Origin of the sequence: Komagataeibacter melomenusus, from assembly GCF_013155395.1 — a bacterium.
GTDB classification, from domain to species: Bacteria; Pseudomonadota; Alphaproteobacteria; order Acetobacterales; family Acetobacteraceae; genus Komagataeibacter; species Komagataeibacter melomenusus.
On the sequence record NZ_JABJWC010000099.1, the window covers coordinates 1 to 1,293 of the forward strand.

Sequence of the window (1,293 nt, forward strand, 5' to 3'; positions counted from 1 at the left end):
TGGAGGGTTCGAAAAACCTTTGATTGACTTCTCTTGTGCCTGATTTCAGGTTTTTAGCGTGTTGACTGCTGCTTCCCTGGTCTAACTTTTACTCTGGGTTTTGAGCAGAGCGATGGTTTCCTGCTCTGGATTGCTACGCGGCGGCGTTAATCCGCTCCAAGAGGAGAAAGCGGCGCATATTATAGACGATATTGGCCAGCCCGACCCTCATGGTGGCCCGCGTTATGCCTACGGTTCGGACGAACAGCCCCGTCTGTGATTTCTGATCGGCAAAGACATGCTCGACACGCGACCGGATAACGGACTTTCCTGCGTTGGATCTCTGGATATGGCGTGGCATAGGCTTGAGATGCGGCTTTTTCCTGTGAACCTTCGAGACAAAGCCCTGCTTTTCCATGAAGTCCTCATTGGCTTTTGAGCGGTAGGCTGTGTCTGCCCAGACCGTTGAAGCTGTATTGCTTTTATCAAGCAGGCCCTCCCTCAATCGCGCGCCATCACTGGCGGCGGCATCTGTCGTCTTCCATTTGCGGATCAGCCGAAATTTCCGGTCGATGGAGATGTGCGATTTATAGCCAAAGAACGGGATGGCCAGATCTGTTGCAGGGATACTCCCGTCCTCCTGTCGCTTCGCTTTCGTGAACTTCAGGGTCCAGCGCGCATGCCTGTCCTTGTGGGACAGCTTTGACGGCTTGTCCTGCCAGTCCTGAGGGATCCGTCCTTCACGCAGATCCGCCTTCTCCGCATTGGTATTGCGCTGCTTCGGAGCCGCTACCAGCGTGGCATCCAGGATCTGGCCTGACATCGGCAGATAACCAGCGTTACGCAGGGTTGCGTCAAAGCGATTGAACAGACCACCAATCGCACCAGCCTGGGTCAGACGCTCTCGAAACAGCCATACCGTTCTGGCATCAGGTACACGGTCCGACAGCCCCAGACCTAAAAAGCGCATGAAGGAGAGACGGTCGTTGATCAGGTATTCCGTCCGTTCATCGGACAGATTGTTGAGTGTCTGGATCACCAGGATCTTGAACATCAGCACCGGATCAAACGGTGGACGCCCGCCTTTGCTCCCGTCTGAATAGGCCAGTGCTTTGTCCAGTTCCGGGCGGAACACCTCAAAATCCACAGTCCGGGAAAACGCTTCGAGCTGGTCGCCAAGACCGCTTAACCGAGCAAGTCGCTCTTCAACGTCAAAAAATCCCGCCTGTTTCATAGCGCCATTCCTCCAACCAGAACCAGAAAAATGGAATCACAGCGTAGGCCTCAATACCAAGAGGTTTTTAGAACCCTCCA

At 54.2% G+C, this 1,293-nt stretch carries 1 protein-coding gene; it reads right to left on the reverse strand.

The genetic code is table 11. The annotated features are described in order from the left end of the window. Positions 1-133 precede the first annotated feature (133 nt). A complete protein-coding gene (locus tag HNW77_RS17180) occupies positions 134-1,213 on the reverse strand; it encodes an IS5 family transposase (protein ID WP_011252003.1) in 1,080 nt (359 codons plus the stop codon). Between the last annotated feature and the right edge of the window lie 80 nt (positions 1,214-1,293).

Coding starts and splice junctions, on each gene's coding strand:
- HNW77_RS17180 (WP_011252003.1), bottom strand. CDS start 1,213: ATGAAACAGGCGGGATTTTTTGACGTTGAAGAGCGACTTGCTCGGTTA.